Below are 2,062 nucleotides of genomic sequence, written 5' to 3'. Positions count from 1 at the left end.
CGTGACGAAGGAGCGGCTTCTGCTGTGGGGTTGACCTTGATGTTGACATTGCTTGAAGGCTGACACCGGCGTTTCCGCCGCCAGGGAGGGCGGCCACACCGTGAGAGCCAGGGAAGGAACACCGGGGCCGACAGCAGAGGGCGCAGCCCTGTGCGCCACACCGCACCACAGAGCCGAACCCCGGCGGCCAGCCGCACACCGTGGCCGAAGTAGCCGCAACGCGCCCATTACTCAACCGGCGCCGACATAATGTGTGTTACGCGTGGGTTGCGTTCAGCAACTTGCGCGTAATGCCACATTATGTTGAATGACGTTCGGCCAGCAACGATGCTTGCAGGGCGTGATGACGGTGAGCGCTGGCCGGGCGGCATTTACCGCCGGGGCGATGAGGCCGAACACGGCAAGAGGTGCGCCACGGACGGCGCGCCTGTTGCCCTGCACCGTACCAGCGACCTTGAAGGGAGAGATCTACTTTTTCGGGCTATCCGGCTGCACAGTAGCGTCCGGCTTAGGCTCACCCGGTTTGCGTTTTTTCCTGCGTCGCGTTTTCGGCTTCCGCTCTGCCGGATGCGTCTTCTCATGCACCGCTTTCAGATGCCCGATAGCCACACGGGTGTATATCTGCGTTGTCTCCAGCTTTTCATGGCCGAGTATCGCCTGGATGTGTCGCGTGTCCGCGCCGTTCTCCAGCATCTGTGTTGCCATCGAGTGCCGGAACACATGACACGCTCCCGCTTTTTTCAGGTGCGCGTCATCCCGTATCGCCCTGCCTGCCAGTATCGTCAGCGTTGACCGCGCCAGTTTTTTTCCCCATATCGTGACGAACAGATAACCGCTGTCGTGTTTTGTCGTCAGCCTTGGCCGCACCGCGTCCAGATAGCGCTGCACCCAGACCAGCGCCCGCAGCCCCACTGGCACCACCCGGTCTTTGTTCCCCTTGCCCTGTCTGACGATCAGAACCCCGCGCCCCACGTCCACATCGTTCAGCATCAGCCCGGACAACTCTGACCGCCTCAGTCCCGTGCTCCACAGCATTTCCAGCACGGCGCGGTTACGCAGTCCGGTTAATGTCTCGGTGTTCTGCGCGTCCATCACCGCCTCAGTTTCTTCCTCGCTCAGTATCTGCGCCGGTAATCGCTTCTCCGCTTTCGGCAGTGTTATCTGTTCGGCGGGGTTGTACAGGATATGGTACCGTTGCAGCAGCCAGCGGAACAGCATACGGATGGCCGTCAGGCGGTTAAGTTGCCCGCCCTGTGCCAGCGGTTTGCCGTCCGCTTTGCGGTAGCCGTGCAGATGCCGCTGATAGGCTTCCAGCACTGCCAGACTTACCTGTGCTGCCTGCATCAGTCCCCGCTCTTCACACCACGTCACGAACGGGCGCAGCCGTTCGCCGTATCCTTCCACCGTGCGCGGGCTGTGGTTCGTCACGCTCAGGTGTTCGAGATAAGCCGTGGTGTACTGGCGCAGCGTCTGAGACAGGCCGCTAAGGTAAAGGGCTTCCGGGCTGGGTGGTTTGGGCTTGGCCATGGCGGCGCGTCCTGCGAAGTGAGAAGAAGGGAACTACGATGCGATGCGCTTAGCTGGCTTTGCCGGAACCATGCTTTTACCGTTAACCCGACTTGCGACAGATGAACCCTTATCGGCTGCGGCTTGGCGCGGTTTTACTGACCCAGACTTAGCCCCGACTTGGGGCAGACTTGACCCCGACTTGCCATTACCAGACCCAGACTTGCGCAAGTCGTACCCGTCTTTTTCACTGACTTCCGGCTCGATTAACCCGCACAGGTGCGCCCCTTCCGGCACTGTGCCATCCCACAGCAGTTCGTACTGCAACAGATGCCCGCGACTGCCGCCATGAACCAGCAGGTATTCCATTTCAGCCAGTCTCAGGCAGTGCAGCTTAAGCTGACTGTCACTCCACTGTGTCGCGTTGCGGATATCCCGCCGAGTGAAGCGCACCTCGCCCGGTTTTTTGTTCTGCGCATGCGCTAACTGATTCACCATCCCCTGTATCAGCAGCAACAGCTTGCGTGTCTGCGGCGGCATTTCATCCAGCGTCCGG

1 protein-coding gene and 1 pseudogene are annotated in these 2,062 nt (G+C 60.7%); both read right to left on the bottom strand.

All coding sequences use genetic code 11. The features are described 5' to 3' along the window. Positions 1–468: 468 nt before the first annotated feature. Positions 469–1,527 (bottom strand): site-specific tyrosine recombinase XerC, encoded by a 1,059-nt coding sequence (gene xerC / locus H0248_RS20570; protein WP_180787303.1) that lies wholly within the window; start codon positions 1,525–1,527, stop codon positions 469–471. 33 nt (positions 1,528–1,560) lie between these two features. Further along, a pseudogene (locus tag H0248_RS22275) lies at positions 1,561–2,062 on the bottom strand (DNA primase); the annotation flags it as partial.

It is taken from the genome of Pectobacterium brasiliense, assembly GCF_013449685.1.
Lineage (GTDB): Bacteria > Pseudomonadota > Gammaproteobacteria > Enterobacterales > Enterobacteriaceae > Pectobacterium > Pectobacterium brasiliense_A.
Note: the sequence above shows the minus strand (reverse complement) of the source record. Positions and strands in the feature narration are given on the sequence as shown.